21 protein-coding genes and 1 other RNA gene are annotated in these 19,584 nt (G+C 63.0%); 16 read left to right on the top strand and 6 right to left on the bottom strand.

What is annotated here, in order from left to right; genetic code table 11:
• From fba to tkt, 4 genes are all read right to left on the bottom strand, one after another.
• Positions 1-1,068 carry a class II fructose-bisphosphate aldolase gene (fba, locus tag AC1RM7_RS11650; RefSeq protein ID WP_024920459.1) on the bottom strand — a complete coding sequence of 356 codons (1,068 nt, stop codon included), beginning with the start codon at positions 1,066-1,068 and terminating at the stop codon, positions 1-3.
• Between the two features lie 59 nt (positions 1,069-1,127).
• Positions 1,128-2,324, bottom strand: coding sequence for a phosphoglycerate kinase (locus tag AC1RM7_RS11645; RefSeq protein ID WP_024920458.1), 1,197 nt, complete (start codon positions 2,322-2,324; stop codon positions 1,128-1,130).
• 41 nt (positions 2,325-2,365) lie between these two features.
• On the bottom strand, positions 2,366-3,373 hold the full coding sequence (gene gap / locus AC1RM7_RS11640) for a type I glyceraldehyde-3-phosphate dehydrogenase (RefSeq protein WP_024920457.1): 1,008 nt from the start codon (positions 3,371-3,373) through the stop codon (positions 2,366-2,368).
• 191 nt (positions 3,374-3,564) lie between these two features.
• Entirely contained in the window at positions 3,565-5,550 is a 1,986-nt protein-coding gene (gene tkt / locus AC1RM7_RS11635; RefSeq protein ID WP_024920456.1) for a transketolase, read from the bottom strand.
• Positions 5,551-5,818: 268 nt separating this feature from the next.
• Here tkt and AC1RM7_RS11630 point away from each other — a divergent pair, with 268 nt between their 5' ends.
• The 5 genes from AC1RM7_RS11630 (at position 5,819) to AC1RM7_RS11610 (ending at position 8,220) form a co-directional block, all read left to right on the top strand.
• Positions 5,819-6,148 (top strand): DUF4164 domain-containing protein, encoded by a 330-nt coding sequence (locus tag AC1RM7_RS11630; RefSeq protein ID WP_024920455.1) that lies wholly within the window; start codon positions 5,819-5,821, stop codon positions 6,146-6,148.
• Positions 6,145-6,528 (top strand): cell division protein ZapA, encoded by a 384-nt coding sequence (locus tag AC1RM7_RS11625; RefSeq protein ID WP_019195440.1) that lies wholly within the window; start codon positions 6,145-6,147, stop codon positions 6,526-6,528. The genes AC1RM7_RS11630 and AC1RM7_RS11625 overlap by 4 nt, the downstream gene beginning before the upstream one ends.
• Before the next feature lie 63 nt (positions 6,529-6,591).
• Positions 6,592-6,752, top strand: a non-coding RNA gene (ssrS, locus tag AC1RM7_RS11620) — 6S RNA.
• Between the two features lie 56 nt (positions 6,753-6,808).
• Positions 6,809-7,399 (top strand): 5-formyltetrahydrofolate cyclo-ligase, encoded by a 591-nt coding sequence (locus tag AC1RM7_RS11615; RefSeq protein WP_024920454.1) that lies wholly within the window; start codon positions 6,809-6,811, stop codon positions 7,397-7,399.
• A 2-nt stretch (positions 7,400-7,401) separates the two neighbouring features.
• Complete coding sequence (locus AC1RM7_RS11610; RefSeq protein ID WP_006022283.1) at positions 7,402-8,220, top strand: TIGR00282 family metallophosphoesterase; 819 nt, start codon at positions 7,402-7,404, stop codon at positions 8,218-8,220.
• Between the two features lie 110 nt (positions 8,221-8,330).
• Here AC1RM7_RS11610 and AC1RM7_RS11605 read toward each other — a convergent pair whose 3' ends face one another.
• Complete coding sequence (locus tag AC1RM7_RS11605; RefSeq protein WP_024920453.1) at positions 8,331-10,082, bottom strand: methyl-accepting chemotaxis protein; 1,752 nt, start codon at positions 10,080-10,082, stop codon at positions 8,331-8,333.
• Positions 10,083-10,298: 216 nt separating this feature from the next.
• On the opposite strand from AC1RM7_RS11605, the gene AC1RM7_RS11600 reads away from it, so the two are divergent.
• From AC1RM7_RS11600 to AC1RM7_RS11565, 8 genes are all read left to right on the top strand, one after another.
• Entirely contained in the window at positions 10,299-11,045 is a 747-nt protein-coding gene (locus AC1RM7_RS11600) for a YebC/PmpR family DNA-binding transcriptional regulator (RefSeq protein ID WP_006022281.1), read from the top strand.
• A 216-nt stretch (positions 11,046-11,261) separates the two neighbouring features.
• A complete protein-coding gene (gene mgtE, locus AC1RM7_RS11595) occupies positions 11,262-12,635 on the top strand; it encodes a magnesium transporter (RefSeq protein WP_006022280.1) in 1,374 nt (457 codons plus the stop codon).
• 39 nt (positions 12,636-12,674) lie between these two features.
• Positions 12,675-13,190 (top strand): crossover junction endodeoxyribonuclease RuvC, encoded by a 516-nt coding sequence (ruvC, locus tag AC1RM7_RS11590; protein ID WP_006022279.1) that lies wholly within the window; start codon positions 12,675-12,677, stop codon positions 13,188-13,190.
• Positions 13,187-13,804, top strand: coding sequence for a Holliday junction branch migration protein RuvA (gene ruvA / locus AC1RM7_RS11585; protein ID WP_024920452.1), 618 nt, complete (start codon positions 13,187-13,189; stop codon positions 13,802-13,804). Before ruvC ends, ruvA begins: the two co-directional genes overlap by 4 nt.
• A 7-nt stretch (positions 13,805-13,811) precedes the next feature.
• Positions 13,812-14,864: a Holliday junction branch migration DNA helicase RuvB gene (gene ruvB, locus AC1RM7_RS11580; RefSeq protein WP_006022277.1), complete on the top strand. Its 1,053-nt coding sequence runs from the start codon at positions 13,812-13,814 to the stop codon at positions 14,862-14,864.
• A 241-nt stretch (positions 14,865-15,105) separates the two neighbouring features.
• Entirely contained in the window at positions 15,106-15,558 is a 453-nt protein-coding gene (gene ybgC, locus AC1RM7_RS11575; protein ID WP_006022276.1) for a tol-pal system-associated acyl-CoA thioesterase, read from the top strand.
• 96 nt (positions 15,559-15,654) lie between these two features.
• Positions 15,655-16,122: a nuclear transport factor 2 family protein gene (locus AC1RM7_RS11570; RefSeq protein WP_024919831.1), complete on the top strand. Its 468-nt coding sequence runs from the start codon at positions 15,655-15,657 to the stop codon at positions 16,120-16,122.
• Positions 16,123-16,142: 20 nt separating this feature from the next.
• Positions 16,143-16,700: a TetR/AcrR family transcriptional regulator gene (locus tag AC1RM7_RS11565; protein ID WP_024919832.1), complete on the top strand. Its 558-nt coding sequence runs from the start codon at positions 16,143-16,145 to the stop codon at positions 16,698-16,700.
• 89 nt (positions 16,701-16,789) lie between these two features.
• Here the strand turns inward: AC1RM7_RS11565 and AC1RM7_RS11560 are convergent, their stop codons facing one another.
• Positions 16,790-17,434, bottom strand: a complete 645-nt coding sequence (locus AC1RM7_RS11560) for a glutathione S-transferase N-terminal domain-containing protein (RefSeq protein WP_024919833.1) — start codon at positions 17,432-17,434, stop codon at positions 16,790-16,792.
• Between the two features lie 87 nt (positions 17,435-17,521).
• Between AC1RM7_RS11560 and AC1RM7_RS11555 the strand changes: the two genes are divergently transcribed.
• The 3 genes from AC1RM7_RS11555 (at position 17,522) to AC1RM7_RS11545 (ending at position 19,513) form a co-directional block, all read left to right on the top strand.
• On the top strand, positions 17,522-18,187 hold the full coding sequence (locus AC1RM7_RS11555; protein ID WP_024919834.1) for a TetR/AcrR family transcriptional regulator: 666 nt from the start codon (positions 17,522-17,524) through the stop codon (positions 18,185-18,187).
• Between the two features lie 53 nt (positions 18,188-18,240).
• A complete protein-coding gene (locus AC1RM7_RS11550; protein WP_006022271.1) occupies positions 18,241-18,900 on the top strand; it encodes a TetR/AcrR family transcriptional regulator in 660 nt (219 codons plus the stop codon).
• 103 nt (positions 18,901-19,003) lie between these two features.
• Positions 19,004-19,513 (top strand): DUF2852 domain-containing protein, encoded by a 510-nt coding sequence (locus tag AC1RM7_RS11545; protein ID WP_024919835.1) that lies wholly within the window; start codon positions 19,004-19,006, stop codon positions 19,511-19,513.
• Positions 19,514-19,584: the final 71 nt, after the last annotated feature.

The following is a 19,584-nucleotide window of genomic DNA, read 5'->3' as shown; positions in this document are numbered from 1 at the left end:
TCAGGCGATCTTCGGGTCGAGTTCGCCCTTGGCGTAACGCTGCGCCATCTGGGCGGTGGTCAGAACCTTTTTGATCTTGCTGGCCTGGCCTGCGGTGTTGAACTCCTGCAAGCGCTGCTTGCAGAGTTTGGTCATCGCTTCCATCGCAGGCTTGAGATACTTGCGTGGATCGAACTCGCTCGGATTCTCCTGCAGAACCTTGCGGATCTGGCCGGTCATCGCCATGCGGTTGTCGGTGTCGATGTTGATCTTGCGCACGCCGTTCTTGATGCCGCGCTGGATTTCGGCGACCGGCACACCCCAGGTCGGCTTCATCTGGCCGCCGAACTTGTTGATGATGTCCTGCAGATCCTGCGGCACCGACGACGAGCCGTGCATCACCAGATGTGTGTTCGGCAGCTTGCGGTGAATTTCCTCGATCACGTTCATCGCAAGGATGTCGCCGTCCGGCTTGCGGGTGAACTTGTAGGCGCCGTGCGAGGTGCCCATCGCGATCGCCAATGCGTCGACCTGGGTTTCCTTGACGAACTTCACGGCTTCATCCGGATTGGTCAGAAGCTGGTCGTGGGAGAGCTTGCCCTCGAAGCCGTGACCGTCTTCCTTCTCGCCTTCGCCGCTTTCGAGCGAGCCGAGCACGCCGAGTTCGCCTTCCACCGAAATGCCGCCGAGATGGGCCATGTCGGTGACGGTTTTGGTCACGCCGACATTGTAGTCCCAGTCGCCCGGCGTCTTGCCGTCGGCCTTGAGCGAGCCATCCATCATCACCGAGGTGAACCCGGCCTGGATCGCGGTCATGCAGGTGGCGGGTTCGTTGCCGTGATCCAGATGCACGCAGACCGGAATGTGCGGATAGATTTCCGTCACCGCGTCCATCATGTGCTTGAGCATCACGTCGTTGGCGTAGGAGCGTGCGCCGCGCGAGGCCTGGATGATCACCGGCGCATCCACGGCATTGGCGGCTTCCATGATGGCCAGCGCCTGTTCCATGTTGTTGATGTTGAATGCCGGCACGCCGTAGTCGTTCTCGGCGGCATGATCCAGCAATTGACGCAACGTGATGCGGGCCATGGGTGCGTGTTCTCCGTCGTCTTGAAGGCAGCGCCAAGGGCGCCAGATCCGTTGAAAATTTAGCGTACTCTCAAAACTTCGACGCCGGGCAAAGGTTTCCCTTCCATCCACTCCAGAAAGGCGCCGCCTGCGGTCGAAACGTAGGTGAAATCGCGGCCCACGCCAGCGTGGTTCAACGCCGCAACGGTGTCGCCGCCGCCGGCGACTGACACCAGCTTGCCGGCTTTGGTGCGTGCTGCTGCATACTTGGCGGCCTGGACCGTACCGCGGTCAAACGGCGACATTTCGAACGCGCCGAGCGGCCCGTTCCACACCAGCGTCGCGGCGTCGTCGATGGCGGCATCGATGCGCTTGATCGACTGCGGCCCGACGTCGAGGATCATGCCGTTGGCGGGAATCGCGTCGAGGCCATAGGCATGGGACGGCGCGTTGGCCTCGAATTTTTCTGCAACCACCGCATCGACCGGCAGGATGATCGCGCAGTTGGTGGAATTGGCCTTGACGAGAATGCGCAGCGCCGTGGTGGCGAGATCCTTTTCGCAAAGCGAATTGCCGACATCGACGCCCTGGGCGTGCAGGAAAGTGTTGGCCATGCCGCCGCCGATCACCAGCGCATCGACCTTGCCGACGAGGTTTTCCAGAAGATCGATCTTGGTCGAGACCTTCGACCCGCCGACGATGGCAATCACCGGATGCACCGGCTCCTCGAGCGCCTTGCCGAGCGCGTCGAGCTCGGCTTCCATGGTCCGGCCGGCATAGCCCGGCAGCACGCGGCCGAGACCTTCGGTCGAGGCGTGGGCGCGATGGGCGCAGGAGAACGCGTCGTTGACCCAGATGTCGCCGAGCTTCGCAAGCTGCGCGACGAAGGCCGGATCGTTCTTCTCTTCGCCGGGATGAAAGCGGGTATTCTCAAGACAGAGGATCTCACCATTCTTCAGGCCGGCGACGGCCTGTTCGGCGATCGGGCCGACGCAGTCGGGCGCGAACTCGACATGGTGCTTCACAACGTAACCCAGCGCGGTGGCGACCGGCTTCAGCGAGTCCTTCGGGTCCGGTCCCTTCGGCCGGCCGAAATGCGCAAGGATAATGACTTTGCCGCCGGCTTCCGACAGTTCGATGATGGTCTTGGCGATGCGTTGCAGACGCGTGGTGTCAGACACGCGTCCATTGTCCATCGGCACGTTGAGGTCGACGCGCAGCAGCACGCGCTTTCCCTTCACGTCGACATCATCGAGGGTGCGAAATCCGGACATCAGGACTCGTTGCGACTAACGGGTTGCGGCGAGGGCCGGTGAGATCAGATCAGCTTGCTCATCGCAGCGGCGGTGTCCGCCATGCGGTTCGAGAAGCCCCACTCGTTGTCGTACCACGACAGCACGCGCACCAGCGTTCCGCCCTGCACCTTGGTCTGGTCGAAGGCGAAGGTGGAGGAGTGGGCATCGTGATTGAAGTCGATCGAGACGTTCGGATCGCTGGTGGTGCCGAGGATGCCTTTCAGCTCCTGCTGGGCCGCGCGCTTGACCGCGTCGTTGATCTCTTCCTTGGTGGTCGCCTTCTTCGCGACGATCTTGAGATCGATCACCGAGACATTCGGCGTCGGCACGCGGATCGCGACGCCGTCGAGCTTGCCCTGCAATTCCGGCAGCACGAGACCGATGGCCTTCGCAGCGCCGGTCGAGGTCGGGATCATCGACAGCGCAGCCGCACGGCCGCGATAGAGATCGCTGTGCATGGTGTCGAGGGTCGGCTGGTCGCCGGTATAGGCATGGATCGTGGTCATGAAACCGGTCTCGATGCCGACGGTGTCGTTCAGCACCTTGGCGACCGGCGCAAGACAGTTCGTGGTGCACGAGCCGTTGGAGACGACGAGATGATCCTTGGAGAGCTTGTCGTGGTTGACGCCGTAGACGATGGTGGCGTCCGCGCCGTCCGACGGCGCGGAGACCAGCACGCGCTTGGCGCCTGCGGTCAGATGCGCCGAAGCCTTGGCCTTGGCGCTGAAGATGCCGGTGCATTCCATGGCGATGTCGATGCCGAGGTCCTTCCAGGGCAGGGTCGACGGATCGCGCACTGCGGTCACCTTGATCTTGCCGTTGCCGAGGCTGATCGAGTCGCCCTCAACGGTCACGGTGCCCGGGAACCGGCCGTGCACCGAGTCATAGCGCAGCAGATGGGCGTTGGTTTCGACCGGCCCGAGATCGTTGATGGCGACCACCTCGATGTCCGTGCGCTTGGATTCATAAATGGCCCGCAGGATGTTGCGGCCGATACGGCCAAATCCATTGATCGCGACACGGACTGCCATTCTCAAGTTCTCCTCAACGGTTCGGAAATGACGATTTTCGAGGCGGTTTTTGCCCCGAATGACGTTTTGATGCAATCACTTGAATCCCCAAACTTGGGCCAAGGTTATCGCGCCGGGAGCCATCCGGCTCCGGGCCCTCATTTCGCGCATTCTTGCCATGCGAACCGGTCCCGGCTCGCACGGAAATGCGGTTAAAGGCGGGCCTGCGCGGCCTCCGCCACGGCTTCCGCGGTGATCCCGAAATGCCGGTACAGGTCCTTGTAGGGGGCGCTGGCGCCGAAGCCGTCCATGCCGACGAAAATGCCGTCCGAACCGATGATCGCATCCCAGCCCTGACGGATGGCGGCCTCGACGGCGACCTTCACCGGCGCCTTGCCGATGATGGCGGCGCGCTTGTCGGCGGGAAGCTCCAGCAGCAGGTCCATGCAGGGCACCGAGACCACCCGCGTCGGAATGCCGCGTGCGGCGAGCAGCTTCTGTGCCTCGACGGCCAGCGGGACCTCGGAGCCGGAGGCGAAGATCGCGACTTTCGCCTCGCCGTCGGCCTTGGAGATTTCATAGGCCCCATTGGCGCACTTGTTCTCAGTGTCGTTCGCCAGACGCAATTGCGGCAAATTCTGGCGGGTCAGCGCCAGCACGCTGGGGCGCTCCTTCGCTTCGAGGGCGAGCTGCCAGCATTCCAGCGTCTCGACGGTATCGCAGGGCCGGAACACGTTGCAGTTCGGGATCGCGCGCAGCGCCGCCAGATGCTCGACCGGCTGATGCGTCGGACCGTCTTCGCCGAGGCCGATCGAATCGTGGGTGAGAACGTGGATCACACGCTCGCCCATCAATGCGGCGAGGCGGAGCGCCGGGCGCAGGTAGTCCGAGAATACCAGGAACGTGCCCGAATACGGGATCAGGCCGCCGTGCAGAGCCATACCGTTCATGGCAGCGGCCATGCCGTGCTCGCGGATGCCGTAGTTGACGTAGCGGCCGCCGTAATTGTTGGCGGAGATCGCGACCATGCCCTTCACGCGGGTATTGTTGGACCCGGTGAGGTCGGCGGAACCGCCGATCATCTCCGGCACGGCGGCGCAGAGCACTTCCAGCGCATGCTCGGAGGCGGTGCGGGTGGCGATGTCCTTCGGGCTCGCGGCGAGCGAGGCTTTCATCGCCGCCACCGCATCGGAAAGGGCCTTGGCAGGAAGATCGCCCTTCATGCGGCGCTCGAACTCGGAGCGAACGCCAGCGTCCTTGGTGCCGATCGTCTTGGTCCATGCCGTGCGCGCGTCCTTGCCGCGCGATCCGGCTGCGCGCCAGGCGTCGAGAATATCCTGCGGAATCTCGAACGGAGCCGAATCCCACTTCAGGTTCTTGCGTGCACCGGCGATTTCCTCGGCGCCGAGCGGCGAGCCGTGGGACTTTTCCGAGCCCGCCTTGTTCGGCGCGCCGAAGCCGATTGTCGTCTTGCAGGCAATCAGGGTAGGGCGATCGGACCTTTGCGCGCGGGTCAGCGCGTCGGCAATCGCCTTCTGATCGTGGCCGTCGACGCGTTCTGCAGCCCAGCCGGCCGACTCGAAACGCTTCACCTGATCGACCGAATCCGACAGCGAGATCGCGCCGTCGATGGAAATGCCGTTGTCGTCGAACAGCACGATCAGCTTGTTGAGCTTGAGATGTCCGGCGAAGGCGATGGCTTCCTGGCTGATGCCTTCCATCAGGTCGCCGTCGGAGGCGAGCACGTAGGTGTGGTGATCGACGATGTCGCCGCCGAATTCAGCCGCCATGCGGCGCTCCGCCAGCGCCATGCCGACCGCGGTGGCGATGCCCTGACCGAGCGGGCCGGTGGTGGTCTCGATGCCCGGCGTGACGAAATTTTCAGGGTGCCCCGGCGTGATCGATCCGAGCTGACGGAAATTCTTGATCTGCTCGATGGTCATCGACGAATTGCCGGTCAGATACAGCAGCGCGTACAGCAGCATCGAGCCGTGACCGGCGGAGAGCACGAATCGGTCGCGATCCGGCCATGCCGGGTCGCTGGCGTCGAATTTCAGGAACTGCGTGAACAGCACGGTGGCCACGTCCGCAGCGCCCATGGGCAGGCCCGGATGGCCCGATTTCGCCTTTTCGACGGCGTCCATGGCGAGCGCGCGAATCGCATTGGCCATACGGGAAGGGTCGACACGCACAGTCATGAGATGTCCGCCTGAAATTCGGTGTGGGAAGTGGCCGCATGTCTCAAAAATGCCACGGCCGGGGAAGCGTTCTAGGGGGTGGATAGCATCGCGAAACCCTTGAGTCCAAGGGCATTGCAGCCTTTCTGCCCTGAGTTTTCGCTTTGTGTGCATAGCTTGCGGCCAGCGTTGCGCGCGGCTCTTCCGGGTCGTAAATTTATCCGCCTAAATGCTTGCCGGTCCGCCGCTTTTCATGCCGGGCCAGAGTTTGAAGGGCGTCCGTTCCGTGATGACTGATCGCAGTACCAACGGTCTTGCCAATCCTGAGCCTGCCCCATCCGGGGTGAGTGACATCGAACTTGCGACCCGCAGGCTGGCGGCGGCGCTCGATGCGCTCGAAAGCGCCGTTGAGCGGCGGCGGGAGTTCGACCGCGCGGACGATGAACTGGGCGCGCGGATTCAGGCTCTGGGGGCCGATCGCTCGCGGCTTGCCAACGAACTGGACGGAACGCTGGTGCGCTCTCGCGCGCTGGAGCGAACCAACCGCGAGATCGCCGAACGCCTCGATGTCGCCATCGACACCATCCGCTCGGTGATCGATTCCGGAGAAGCTCCATGAGCCACATCAACGTCACCATCAACGGGCGGCAGTATCGCATGGCCTGCGAAGCTGGGCAGGAAAGCCGGCTGCTGCGGCTGGCGGAAAGCCTGGAGGCCCGCATCGCCAGCCTGCGCGGCAAGTTCGGCGAGATCGGCGACGGCCGCCTGACCGTGATGGCGGCGCTCACCGTCGCCGACGAACTCGTTGACGCAGGGCAGCGAATCCGCGCGCTCGAGGAAGAACTCAATGCGCTGCGCGACGTCCGCGTCGTGGCCGCGGACCGTGCCCGGGCGACGCAATCGGCGGTCGCCAATGCGCTGAATTCGGCGTCCGACCGGATCGAAAAGATGACGCAGGCGCTGAATCGCCCGGCCCGCAACGGAATCGCAATCGGTTAATACCCACGTTTAATCGTCCGCGTGCCGCTGGCGGTGAGCCTTGATCGTGGTTACATTGTCCGTGCGAGGCTGCGTCGCGCGTCAGAAGCCATAATATCCCCGGGGCCTTATCGATCCTTCAGGGAACTGTCCCTGACCGGATCCGTGGATCCGGTCACATGGTGCCCACCTACTTTCGTAGGTGCTCCGGGATCGAGTGCTTCAACGGCCATCGTGGCTTCGCACTTTCTTTTCGCCTCCGCGCTCTTCCCCGCAGGAGAGGTGACAAGGACTCTCCGCGGTGGATGGAAACCGGTTTCTCGACAATCTGAAAGATGATTTCAGGCGCGGAGCGCTGGCGCAGCGCGACGCACTGAGCGTGGAAGCGCGTGCCGATGCCGCGAAGGTTATCGCGGCGGCGCCCCTGCCGATTGAACTGCCGCCCGGTACGATTGTCGCGGGCTATTCGCCGATCAACAGCGAGCTCGATCCGTTTCCATTGATGCGCGCGCTTGCGGACAAGGGCGCTACGCTGGCGCTGCCGGTGATCATCGCTCGCAATCACGCGCTGATCTTTCGTGAATGGCAGCCTGATGAAGGGCTCGTGCGCGGACCTTACGGCATTTTTCAGCCGTCGTCGGACGCGGACGATGTCGATCCCGATATCGTGCTGGTGCCGTTGGCAGCATTTGATCGTGCCGGTCACCGCATCGGCTACGGTCGCGGTTACTATGATCGCACGCTGGAAAATCTTCGCGCGATCAAGAAAGTTACCGTCATCGGTGTCGCTTTTGCAGTGCAGGAAATCGAGACCGTGCCGCGACTTCCGCACGACGAGCAGCTCGATTGTGTGCTAACGGAACGCGAGCTGATCGATCTGCGGAGATTATAATTTTGCGAATTCTGTTTGTTGGCGATGTGGTGGGGCGCAGCGGCCGCGTGGCCCTCAACGAAACTCTTCCGGGATTGATCCGCGACTGGAAACTCGATCTCGTTGTGGTGAACGGCGAGAACGCTGCGGGCGGCTTCGGCATCACCGAGGCGATCTATCACGAATTTCTGGAAGCCGGCGCGGATGCGATCACGCTCGGCAATCATTCGTGGGATCAGCGCGAGGCGCTGGTGTTCATCGATCGCGCGCCGCGTCTGATCCGTCCGGCGAATTTTCCGCCGGGCACGCCGGGCCGCGGCGCTGCGCTGATCGATACAAGGAGCGGCAAGCGCGCGCTGGTGATCAATGCCATCGGCCGCGTCTTCATGCAGCCGTTCGACGATCCGTTTGCCATCCTTGATCGCGAACTGAGCGCCTGCCCGCTGCGCGAAGCCGCCGATGCGGTGCTGGTTGATTTTCATGGCGAGGCGACCAGCGAGAAGCAGTCGATCGGCTATTTCTGCGATGGCCGCGCCAGCATCGTGGTCGGCACGCATACCCATGTGCCGACATCCGATCATCGCATTTTGCCCGGCGGGACCGCTTACATGACCGATGCCGGTATGACCGGGGATTATGAGTCGGTGATCGGCATGCAGAAGGAAGAGCCGCTGGGACGTTTTCTGCGCGGTTATCCGGCTGGACGTTTTGAGGCCGCGGACGGGGTCGGGACACTGAGCGGCCTTGCAGTGGAGACCGACGATGTGACGGGTCTTGCCACACGCGTCGCCGCAGTGCGGATCGGCCCGCTGCTGGAACGCGCGGTGCCGGACTTCTGGTAGCTCGTCATTGCGAGCGAAGCGAAGCAATCCAGAGTACAGGAAAGAAGCTGGAGTGCTTCGTCGCTGCGCTCCTCGCAATGACGTTGCGCGATTTTCGCGCCAACTGGAGTTTAGATCTTGTACGCCATTCTGAAACCGCCCCAGTGACGGCCGCGGACGCGGATCGGCACGTCGACCTCGCGCATCATGATGGTTTTGCCGTTGCCCATGTCGCGGGCGTAGCTCTGGATCAGATAGGAGCGGGTGTTGCGGCCTGCGGCGAGTCCAGCCGGATCGTTGAATATGCGGCGGTTGCGTGAGTTCGCGGTGTTCCACGCGACATCACCTGTGCGCTGCGGATGCGAGTACATCTTGTTGTGGACCGGCAGATAGCCGTTGCGGTCGATCGCGGCGCAAAAGGCGGCCCGGGCGTCGCGCGCAAGCATTGCTTCCTGGATTTCGGGCAGCGCGCGGTCGGCCCAGTCGAGGAAGCGGGTGCGGTACTGCACCGGGTCGGAGCCTTCGATCTTCACATAATCCTCGTCGAACAGATCCTCGAGGCTGATATCGCCCTTCGCGACGGCGTTCTCGAAGATCTTGGTAATGGCATCGCCGGCTTCCATCGCCCGCGTCACGAACTCGGTGTACTCGTCGTGGATGCTCCAGACCTTGTCCTCGATCCTGTCCTTGAGCACGGCGTCGGGTGATACGAATTCAGCGAGAGCGCCGGCAGCGGTATGCCCGCTGATACGAATGCTGCATGCGCCGATCTCTTCCAGCGTCGCTTTCAGGATCTCTTGGGTGGGGATCGCGGCTGCACTCGCACCGCTGATCAGGACGCCGTCCACGGACAATTCGAACACCTCGGCCTTGATCGGGGTGGGCCGGGTCGCGATCTCGATCTGAAGCCGGCACGGCATGCGCTCGGCCTTGCGCTCTTCGTTTTCGTTCTGGCGCAGCAGGACCGCGCAGCGGGTTTTCAGCTTTTCGGCGAACATCGTCACGGCCTTGCCGGCCTGGGCGACGCTTTCGCCGTGGGTTTCGGCTTCCTTGGCTGCGCTGTCGATTTCCGCGCTGCTGCTGCTCACGGAGGCGATGAACTGCGATGCCGATGCGGCGTTCTGCGTGATTTCGCCGGTGGTTTCGTTCTGCTCGGCCACTGCGCCGTTGACATGCGCGAACACCGGCTTGATCGCATCAATGGCCGCGGTGATGCGATGGACCGCGTCGAATGATGTCGCTGCGTCCTGCTGCAGGGCGTCGATCTTCTGCTTGATCTCTTCGGTGGCGCTCTGGGTCTGGACAGCCAACGCCTTTACTTCGGATGCCACGACCGCGAATCCACGGCCGGCGGACCCGGCGCGTGCGGCTTCGATGGTGGAGTTCAACGCGAGCAAAGTGGTCTGCTTGGCGATGGTCGCGATCAGGTTGACCACATTGCCGATGGCGGCCGAGGACTCGCGCAGCCGCTCGACATTGAGGCTGGCTTCGCGCGCGGCTTCGCTGGCTTCATCCGCAAGCTTGCTGGCGTCACGCACCTGCGCGCCGATGCCGTGAGCCGACTGGGTGAACTTCTCGGCAGCCTGCGAGAAGGTCTCGGCGGTGGCCTGTGCATCGCTGGTACGGTCGGTCAGGGCGTCGGCGCGATGGCGGATGGCGGACAGGGTGGTGGCGGTGGATTGCGCGCCGCTGGCGACGGAATTGGCGGCCCGCTCAAGCTGGCGAATCATCGCGACCAGTTCGAGCTCAAGCAGCTCAAGGATTTCGCGGGCTGAATCGTGATCGGAGGCGGCAGCGGGTTCCGGTGCCGCTACCGGCGCGTCAGAGGTAATGTCCGGCTGCGCCTGTTCTGGCAGCCGCTTCCGAAAAAGTCCGAACGCCATAAGGGAATCTCTGAAATATGATCAGTACCTAGGCAGTATCGCACTCCGGCATGAACTCATGGTTAACTCTTGCCTGCCAAGCGGGCTGGCATCCCACACCGCCTTACCAAAATCGGCCGATCTGCCTTTAAATTTCGCCGTTCCGGGCCTATAACGCCGCGCCGCCGGGCACTTACGTTAAGGATGCCTGCGTTCCCTGATTCTCGAGAGACCCCTATGGCCGGACATTCCCAATTCAAGAACATCATGCACCGCAAGGGCAAACAGGACGCCATGCGGTCCAAGATGTTCGGCAAGCTCGCGCGCGAAATCACTGTGGCGGCCAAGCTGGGAACCCCGGACCCGGCGATGAACCCGCGTCTGCGGCTTGCGATCACGGCAGCGCGCGCGGAAAACGTGCCGAAGGACAACATCGAGCGCGCGATCAAGAAGGCCATCGGCAATGATGGCGAGAACTACGATGAAATGCGTTACGAGGGCTACGGCCCCGGCGGCGTCGCAGTCATCGTCGAGGCGCTGACCGACAACCGCAACCGCGCCGCCTCCGACATCCGCTCCTACTTCACCAAGTCCGGCGGCAATCTCGGCGAAACCGGCTCAGTGTCCTTCATGTTCGACCGCGTCGGCGTGATCGAATACGACGCCAAGGTCGCCTCCGACGACGCCATGCTGGAAGCGGCGATCGAAGCCGGCGCCGATGACGTGGCATCCAGCGAGGACGGCCATGAGGTCTATGCCTCACCCGAAACTTTCCGCGAAGTGGCCAAGGGCCTCGAGGCCAAGTTCGGTGAAGCGCGCAAGGCCGCGCTGATCTGGAAGCCGCAGAATACCATCGCGGTCGATGACGAGACTGGCGAAAAGCTGTTCAAGCTGCTCGACCTTCTGAACGAGCATGATGACGTCCAGAACGTCTATGCGAATTTCGAGGTCTCGGACGCGCTCGCCGCCAAGATGAGCGCTTAAGGGCCGCATGCACCCTGACGATTTTTTCTTGACGCAGCCCTGCTGAGGGATCATGTCAGCCGCGAGGGTGCGTTCGTTCGCGTTCGGCGCCCATCACTGGAAACCAATCAACTATGCCAAGCGACAGTCCACGTATTTCGCCGACAACGGTCCCAGTGGTCTAGAGCGCCCAGCTCACCGATCGCTGCCGTTGCCGGCAGAACCTGAAGGTGAGCTATGACTGATACCCACGCAGCGCGGGAAGGCGCTTTCAATGCGGCTGTTCTGGCCGCGACCCTGATCGGCGAGCACGCCGCCGACACCGTCGAAATTCTCAACAAGCTCCCGCCGTCCGATGCCGCCGATGTCGTGCGGCTGCTGCCGCGGGACTTCGCGATTGAAATTCTCGACAAGCCTGAACTCGATTTCGGCGCCGAGATTATCGAGGCGTTGCCTCGTCATGTCGCCGCGCCCCTGCTTGCTGGCATGTCTGCCGACATGGCGGCGGACATCGTGCAGCAACTGGAAGAGCCGGCGAAGACGGAGTTGCTGGCCGGGCTGGATGATGTGTCCCGCGGTGCGATCGTCGGGCTGCTTGCCTATCCGGAGAACACCGCCGGCGCGATGATGACCACGGAGTTCGTGAGCGTTCCCGGCAACTGGACCGTCGAGCAGACGCTTCAGCATATCCGCCAGGTCGAGCGCTCGCGCGAAACCGTTTATGCGATCTATGTGCTCGACCCCGTCACGCGGCGTCTTGTCGGCGCGGTGACGTTGCGCCGGCTGATCTCGGGCGAGCCGTCGGCGAACATCCTCACTCTCGTCCCGACCCACGATCCTATCACCACATTCCCGCTGATTGATCGCGAGGAGGTGGCGCGTGTGATCACAAGGCACGATCTGCTCGCGGTGCCGGTGATCGACAAGGCCGGGCATCTGCTCGGCATCGTGACCGTGGACGACATCATCGACGCGATCATCGAGGAGAGCACCGAGGACGTGCAGAAGTTCGGCGGCATGTCGGCGACCGAAGAGCCCTACATGCAGATCGGGCTTCTCGACATGATCCGCAAACGTGGCGGCTGGCTGGCGGTGCTGTTTGTCAGCGAGATGCTGACCGCCAGCGTCATGCAGCATTTCGAGGGCGAGCTTGAGAAGGCGCTGGTCCTGACGCTGTTCATTCCGCTGATCATGAGTTCGGGCGGCAATTCGGGGTCACAGGCGACGTCGCTGCTGATCCGCTCGCTGGCGCTGCATGATGTGAAACTGGCGGACTGGTGGCGTGTGATGCTGCGTGAACTGCCGACGGGGCTCATTCTCGGCGGGCTGCTCGGGGCGATAGGCTTTGCGCGGGTCGTAGCGTGGCAGAAGCTCGGAATCTACGACTATGGTGAGCACTGGGTGCTGGTGGGACTAACGGTGGCCACCGCGCTGGTCGGCGTGGTGACCTTCGGCTCGGTGTCAGGCTCGATGCTCCCCTTTGCATTAAAACGGGTTGGATTCGATCCCGCCAGCGCGTCCGCTCCCTTCGTCGCGACCCTCGTCGATGTCACCGGCCTGATGATTTATTTCAGCGCAGCGCTGCTGATCCTGCGTGGGACCCTGTTGTGACCCCCGGACGCCGGGGGCGGATTCGCGTATGATCGGCGCATGGCAACGAGCGCGATTCGCATTCTTGGAATTGACCCCGGCCTCCGCCGCACGGGCTGGGGCGTGATCGACATCGACGGCAACCGGCTGATCTATGTCGGTTGCGGCTCGGTGGAATCCCGCGAGACGTTGCCGCTGGCAGAGCGCCTGCTGGCGATTCATGAAGGCCTTGCCCGTGTACTCGGCGATTTCAGGCCGCTGGAGGCCGCAGTGGAACAGACCTTTGTCAACAAGGATGGCGCCTCGACCCTGAAACTCGGCCAGGCGCGCGGCGTCGCCATGCTGGCGCCGGCGATGTTCGGGATTGCGGTGGCGGAATATGCACCCAACCAGGTGAAGAAGACCGTGGTCGGGGCAGGGCACGCCGACAAGAACCAGATCCGCGTCATGCTCGGCGTATTGCTGCCGAAAGCGAATCCGGAAACGCCTGACGCCGCCGACGCGCTGGCGATTGCCATCACCCACGCCCATCATCGCCAGAGCGTGATGCTGAAGCTGAGAGTCGCCGGCGCATGATCGGAAAACTTAGAGGCCTGATCGATTCCTACGGCGAGGACTATGTGATCCTCGACGTGCAGGGCGTCGGCTATCAGGTGCATTGCTCGGCGCGCACCTTGCAGGCGCTTCCGCCTCCGGGCGAAGCCGCGGTGCTCTCTATCGAAACCTATGTCCGCGAAGACCAGATCAAGCTGTTCGGTTTCCGCAGCGATCTGGAGCGCGAATGGTTCCGGCTGCTGCAAACCGTGCAGGGTGTCGGAGCCAAGGTGGCGCTCGCGGTGCTCTCGACCTTGCCGCCCTCGGACCTCGCGAACGCGATCGCGCTGCGCGACAAGGCGGCGGTGGCGCGCACGCCGGGCGTCGGCCCGAAAGTGGCCGAGCGCATCGTGACCGAACTCAAGGACAAGACTCCCGCATTCGGCACGGTCGATCCGGCGGTGGTGCATCTGTCGGGCGCACTCGACGAGAATCGCGCCCCGCGTCCTGTGACCGATGCGATCTCCGCATTGGTCAATCTCGGTTATGGTCAGCCGCAGGCGGCCGCCGCCATAGCCGCGGCCTCGCGCAACGCCGGCGACAAGGCCGAGACGGCGCAACTCATCAGGCTGGGCCTGAAGGAATTGTCAAAGTGAGAGACGCATGACTTCGCCCCGCATCGTCACTCCCGAGCGCCGCGCCGACGACATCGGCGACACTTCGCTGCGTCCGCAGAACCTGTCCGAGTTCGTCGGACAGCAGCAGGCGCGCGCCAACCTTCAGGTCTTCATCGATGCGGCGCGTAAGCGCAACGAGGCCCTCGACCACGTGCTGTTTGTCGGCCCGCCGGGTCTCGGCAAGACCACGCTGGCGCAAATTGTGGCGCGCGAACTCGGCGTCGGTTTCCGCGCGACGTCAGGTCCGGTGATTGCCAAGGCCGGCGATCTCGCCGCGCTGCTGACCAATCTCGAAGAACGCGACGTCCTGTTCATCGACGAGATCCACCGGCTCAGTCCGCAGGTGGAGGAAGTGCTCTATCCGGCGATGGAGGATTTCCAGCTCGACCTCATCATCGGCGAAGGACCCGCGGCGCGCTCGGTGAAAATTGACCTGGCCAAATTCACGCTGGTCGGCGCGACCACGCGGGCGGGGCTGCTCACCAATCCGCTGCGCGATCGTTTCGGCATTCCGATCCGGCTGAATTTCTATACCGAGGAAGAACTGGAGAAGATCGTCGTCCGTGGTGCGCGCGTGCTGGGCATCGGCATGACGGCGGACGGCGCCAACGAGATCGCGCGGCGCGCCCGCGGCACACCGCGCATTGCGGGACGGTTGCTGCGCCGGGTGCGCGACTTCGCCTCGGCTGCGGATGCGAGCGCGATCGACCGCAAGATTGCGGACAATGCGCTCGGCGCGCTTGAAGTCGACAAGGCCGGGCTCGATGCGATGGATCGCCGTTACCTCACAACCATCGCGATGCATTACGGCGGCGGGCCGGTGGGCGTCGAGACGTTGGCGGCTGCGCTGTCGGAGCCGCGCGACGCCATCGAGGACATCATCGAGCCGTTCCTGATTCAGTGCGGCTATCTGCAACGCACGCCGCGCGGCCGGCTGCTGACATCGCACGCCTTCCGGCATCTCGGCCTCGCCGAGCCGTCGCGCGATCCATCGCAGTTCGGACTATTCAATGGAGATGAGAACGACGGGGAACCGTAATTCCGCTCCAATTCATGAACATGGACGGGGTGCATCACGATGAACCGTTCATGATCTCACGCCGACATTTTCTCCGTTTCATCGCCGGTCTCGGCGCTTCGACCACAGCCTATGGGTTCGGGTTGAGCCGGCCCGGCTGAAGGTCACGCGCTACAGCGTCGCGACGCTGGGCGCGCCTGCGGCCATCTCATAGCGCCGCGCGCCGCTTGCGCCGGCGGGCATTTTGCGCAAAAGCTGCAACATGACCATTCATCTCGACGGATCGATCCGCGACGGCAAGCACGTGATGCAGGTGCGTGTCTATTACGAAGACACCGATTTCACCGGCATCGTCTATCATGCCAACTACCTGCGCTTCATGGAGCGCGGCCGCACCAATTATCTGCGGCTGCTCGGCGCCGATCAGCATGCGCTGTTCGCGGAAGCACAGAACGAAGCGCCGGGTTTCGCCTTCGTGGTCCGCTCGATGCAGATCGAATATCTCAAGCCGGCGCGGATGGACGACGTGCTCGATGTCGTGACCGTGCCCGCCGACATCCGGGGCGCGTCGATCACGCTGGCGCAGGAAGTCCGGCGCGGCGACGATGTGCTGGTCGAGGCGCGGGTCAAGGTCGCGTTTGTGTCCGGCGGCCGCGCCCGGCCGATTCCGAAGGCGCTGCGCATCGCCATGAAAGCCGACCAGGACGCGGCCTGAGTTTCCCTCACTTCATTGCGATCTTTTGGCTTGGCGCTTGACGGATTGTACTAATTGGTACAAGTTGTACCTATCGGTACAAACAGGAGTCCTCCCATGTCGCGTCCGCCCCTGCCGCCGTTTACAAGAGAAACCGCCGCGCAGAAGGCGCGCATGGCGGAAGACGCCTGGAATTCGCGCGACCCAGTCAAGGTCTCGCTCGCCTACACCGAAGACAGCATCTGGCGTAACCGTTCGGAGTTTTTTCAGGGCCGCGCCGCGATCGTCGAATTCCTCACGCGCAAGTGGGCGAAGGAACACGAGTACCGCTTGATCAAGGATCTGTGGGCGTTCGATCGAAATTTTATCTCTGTGCGTTTCCAGTACGAGTGGCATGACGATACCGGGCACTGGTTTCGGTCCTATGGCAACGAAAACTGGGAATTCGATGAACACGGCTTGATGAAGCGCCGTGAAGCCAGCATCAACGATGTGTCTATCAAGGACAGCGAGCGCCGCTTTCACTGGGCCGCGCCGGGCCCGCGCCCTGCGGATGTTCCCGGCCTTGCGCCGGTTCCGAAGTGAGCTAGCCGGCGAGGGCTGCGATGGCAAAGACCGAAGCTGCACGCGGAGACATCTTGGCTTCGCTGGCCGAAGTGTTCCGCGCGCACGGGTATGAGGGTGCGACGCTCGCGCTGATCTCGGATGCGACCGGCCTCGGCAAGGGCAGTCTCTATAATTTCTTTCCCGGCGGAAAAGAGCAGATGGCGAATGAAGTGCTCGCCTCGATCGATCGCTGGTTTGCCGACAATATCTATGCGCCGCTGCGCACCGCGTCCGATCCGGTGAAGGGCATCGCGGACATGTATGCCGCGGCGGATGACTATTTCCGTTCGGGACAGCGGGTCTGTCTCGTCGGCGTCGTCGCGCTCGGGGCGTCCCGCGATCTGTTTAGCGAAAAGGTGAAGGTCTATTTTGCCGGGTGGGTCGATGCACTGGCCGCCGCACTGCGCCGTCACGGCGATGACAAGAGCGCCGCCCGCCGCAAGGCAGAGCATGCGGTGCTGGAAATCCAGGGGGCGCTGGTGCTGGCGCGCGCCTTCAATGATGCGAAAGTGTTTTCGCGTGCGCTTAAGGAATCTGAGCGGCGGTTGCTGGATTGATTGTCCCTCATTGCGAGCGACGCGAAGCAATCCACTCTTGCAAAAGTGGATTGCTTCGTCGCAAGTGCTCCTCGCAATGACGTCTTCCGTTACGCCGCAGCCTTGTGACGCGCGATCTCCGCTTTGTAGAGTTCGAACTCCTCGGCAAGAGCCTTCATCACGCTCGGGCGCGTCTTGAACCGGGCGAGGTAATCGTTGATCGCGGGCCACTTCGTCAGATCGATTTGCGGCGTCGCCATGGTCCAGTTCAGGATGGTGCCAAGATAGGCATCGGCGACGCTGAAATGATCGAGCAGGAATTCACGGCCTTCGAGGTAGTTGTTGAGATAGTCGAGTCGCGAAAGTCCCTTCTTGAGCGCGTAAGCGTGAACGTCAGCGGGCGCTTTCCTGTCGAGCAGGGTCGCGAACAGCCCCTTGTGCAGTTCGGTGCCGATGAAACACAGCCACTGCTGCAACCGGCTCCGCTCGATACCCGCGCCTGATCCGATGCCTGCATCGGGAAAGCGATCGGCGACATACTGAAGAATCGCCGCGTTCTCGGTGAGAACGAGACCGTCGTCGGTGCTGATGGTCGGCACCAGGCCAAGCGGGTTCACCGAGAAGAAATCGGATTCGTCCTGAAGCACCTTCTTGGATTTCGGATCGACTTCGAGATAGCGGGCGTCGGCGCCGGCTTCGTAGAGCGCAATGCGGGTTGCCATCGAACAGGCGAGGGGCGAGAAATAGAGCTTCATGGTGCGTCTCCTTGTTGAAACCGGTCCGTCCTTGATTTTTATACCGTTCCGCACAAATTAAATGCGGTCAAGAGAATTATTTGCGATATGGTACAAAAAAAGCCTCAGCCGGCGAAAGCCGCCTCCAGCGCACCGAAAAAGCGCGGCCGTCCGCGCGCCTTCGAGCCGGATGTGGCGCTCGGCAAAGCCATGGACACCTTCAGGGATGGCGGTTTCGCTGCGACCTCGCTGGACGATCTCAGCGAGGCAATGGGGATCAATCGGCCGAGCCTGTACGGGACGTTCGGCGACAAGCGCGAGCTGTTTCTCAAGGCCTATGAACGCTATCGCGCCGAGATGGCGGAAAAGTTCGCCCCTGCTTTCGCGCCTGGGCTGACGCTGCGGCAGATGCTGGAAAAGATCTACGCCACGGCGCTCGACGTCTATCTCGCCGGCGAAAACGGTCCGCGCGGCTGCTTCACCGTGATGACGGCGACCTCCGAGGCGATGGCCGACCCGGAGATTCGCCCCCTTGTGCAGAGGGCGCTTGGCTCGACGCAGCGGACGCTCGCAAAACGGTTTCAGGCTGCGATCGAGACCGGCGAACTGCCGCCGACGGCGAATGTGCAGATCCTGTCCCAGATCGCCGCATCGACCGTCGAGGCGCTGGCGATCCGGTCCCGTGCTCGCGTGCCACGCACAGAGCTGGAAGCCGTCGCCAAAGGAACCGTCGATTTGATCTGCGGGCCTTCGCCAGCGGCGGCAAAGGTTTAGTGACGCCGGGGCCCTACTCATGTAAAAGGAGTTTACATGAGTAGATACGCAAGATGAGCTGGAAGAACCGCGGCCGCCGCGAAGGCGGCTACCATCACGGCAATCTGAAAGAGGCGCTGGTGCAGGCCGCGCTCGATCTGATTGCGAACAAGGGCCCGGCGGGGTTCACCTTCGCCGAGGCCGCGCGCTCGGCCGGTGTGAGCCCGGCGGCGCCGTATCGCCATTTCCGCGATCGCGACGAGCTGCTGGCCAGTGTCGCGCAGCAGGGCTTCGAACAATTCGAATCGCAACTCACTGCGGCCTGGGACGATGGCCGCCCCGATACGCCGACAGCGTTCCAGCGCGTCGGCAAGGCCTATCTCGCGTTCGCGCGCGAAAACCCCGCATATTACTCGGCAATGTTCGAATCCGGCGTGCCGCTCGAGGCCAATCCCGCGCTGCTGGTGGCGTCCGAACGCGCTTTCGCCATCATCCGTGCGGCGTCCGAACGACTGGTGGCGATGGCGCCTCCGGGCGTGCCGCGCCCGCCGGCGATGATGATGGCGCTCCACATCTGGTCGATGTCGCACGGCATCGCGTCGCTGTTCGGACGCGGCGATGCGGCGCGCCGCAAGCTGCCGATGTCGGCGGAGGACCTGCTGGAAGCGGGCGTGCTGATTTACCTCAAGGGCCTCGGGTTCCCGACCGACCAGCATCACCGGCCATCCAAATAATTTGCGCGACCCCTGAGGGGGCCCGCTTGACAAAATCCCGGGATGTTTTATCTATGTAAATGTTATTTACATTCACGGGAACGTGAAAACTGGGAGGACGCCTATGGCGAACACCGCAAACGCCAACACTGCACGTCTCGACCGATGGGGCCGCCCGGACTGGGCCGGACCGCATCACGACAACTACGACTCGCGGCACGACTGGCAGCCGCGGTTTCACCCCGGGCGGATCATCCTGATCGTTGCCGGTTTCATCATCTGGTGGCCGCTGGGTCTGGCCGCCCTCGCTTACTCACTCTGGAGCAGAAACATGGGTTGCTGGTCTCACGATCGTCACGGCCGCTGGGCCGACAAGATGGAGCGCATGCAGTACAAGATGGAGCGGATGCGCAGCCGGATGGAAGGCCGCGGTTACTACGCACCTTCGAGCGGCAACCGTGCCTTCGACGACTACCGCATGGAGACGCTGCGCCGTCTCGAGGAAGAGCAGACCGAGTTCAAGGACTTCCTCGATCGCCTGCGGCACGCCAAGGACAAGGAAGAATTCGACGCCTTCATGGCGCAGCATAAGCAGCGCCCGACGCCGCCGAACGATCAGCCTTCGCAGGGATAAGACAAGCCCCGTCTCCCTGACTGGCTCACGAAGCCGCCCACCTGTCGATCAGGTGGGCGGTTTTGTTTTGC

The organism is Afipia sp. GW822-FHT03D08, assembly GCF_058801645.1.
Note: the sequence above shows the minus strand (reverse complement) of the source record. Positions and strands in the feature narration are given on the sequence as shown.

Excerpts from the sequence above, each read along its gene's own strand:
- fba (WP_024920459.1), bottom strand. The coding sequence starts at position 1,068 with ATGGCCCGCATCACGTTGCGTCAATTGCTGGATCATGCCGCCGAGAAC.
- gap (WP_024920457.1), bottom strand. The coding sequence starts at position 3,373 with ATGGCAGTCCGTGTCGCGATCAATGGATTTGGCCGTATCGGCCGCAAC.
- tkt (WP_024920456.1), bottom strand. The coding sequence starts at position 5,550 with ATGACTGTGCGTGTCGACCCTTCCCGTATGGCCAATGCGATTCGCGCG.
- AC1RM7_RS11630 (WP_024920455.1), top strand. The coding sequence starts at position 5,819 with ATGACTGATCGCAGTACCAACGGTCTTGCCAATCCTGAGCCTGCCCCA.
- AC1RM7_RS11625 (WP_019195440.1), top strand. The coding sequence starts at position 6,145 with ATGAGCCACATCAACGTCACCATCAACGGGCGGCAGTATCGCATGGCC.
- AC1RM7_RS11605 (WP_024920453.1), bottom strand. The coding sequence starts at position 10,082 with ATGGCGTTCGGACTTTTTCGGAAGCGGCTGCCAGAACAGGCGCAGCCG.
- AC1RM7_RS11600 (WP_006022281.1), top strand. The coding sequence starts at position 10,299 with ATGGCCGGACATTCCCAATTCAAGAACATCATGCACCGCAAGGGCAAA.
- mgtE (WP_006022280.1), top strand. The coding sequence starts at position 11,262 with ATGACTGATACCCACGCAGCGCGGGAAGGCGCTTTCAATGCGGCTGTT.
- ruvC (WP_006022279.1), top strand. The coding sequence starts at position 12,675 with ATGGCAACGAGCGCGATTCGCATTCTTGGAATTGACCCCGGCCTCCGC.
- ruvA (WP_024920452.1), top strand. The coding sequence starts at position 13,187 with ATGATCGGAAAACTTAGAGGCCTGATCGATTCCTACGGCGAGGACTAT.
- ruvB (WP_006022277.1), top strand. The coding sequence starts at position 13,812 with ATGACTTCGCCCCGCATCGTCACTCCCGAGCGCCGCGCCGACGACATC.
- ybgC (WP_006022276.1), top strand. The coding sequence starts at position 15,106 with ATGACCATTCATCTCGACGGATCGATCCGCGACGGCAAGCACGTGATG.
- AC1RM7_RS11570 (WP_024919831.1), top strand. The coding sequence starts at position 15,655 with ATGTCGCGTCCGCCCCTGCCGCCGTTTACAAGAGAAACCGCCGCGCAG.
- AC1RM7_RS11565 (WP_024919832.1), top strand. The coding sequence starts at position 16,143 with ATGGCAAAGACCGAAGCTGCACGCGGAGACATCTTGGCTTCGCTGGCC.
- AC1RM7_RS11560 (WP_024919833.1), bottom strand. The coding sequence starts at position 17,434 with ATGAAGCTCTATTTCTCGCCCCTCGCCTGTTCGATGGCAACCCGCATT.
- AC1RM7_RS11555 (WP_024919834.1), top strand. The coding sequence starts at position 17,522 with ATGGTACAAAAAAAGCCTCAGCCGGCGAAAGCCGCCTCCAGCGCACCG.
- AC1RM7_RS11550 (WP_006022271.1), top strand. The coding sequence starts at position 18,241 with ATGAGCTGGAAGAACCGCGGCCGCCGCGAAGGCGGCTACCATCACGGC.
- AC1RM7_RS11545 (WP_024919835.1), top strand. The coding sequence starts at position 19,004 with ATGGCGAACACCGCAAACGCCAACACTGCACGTCTCGACCGATGGGGC.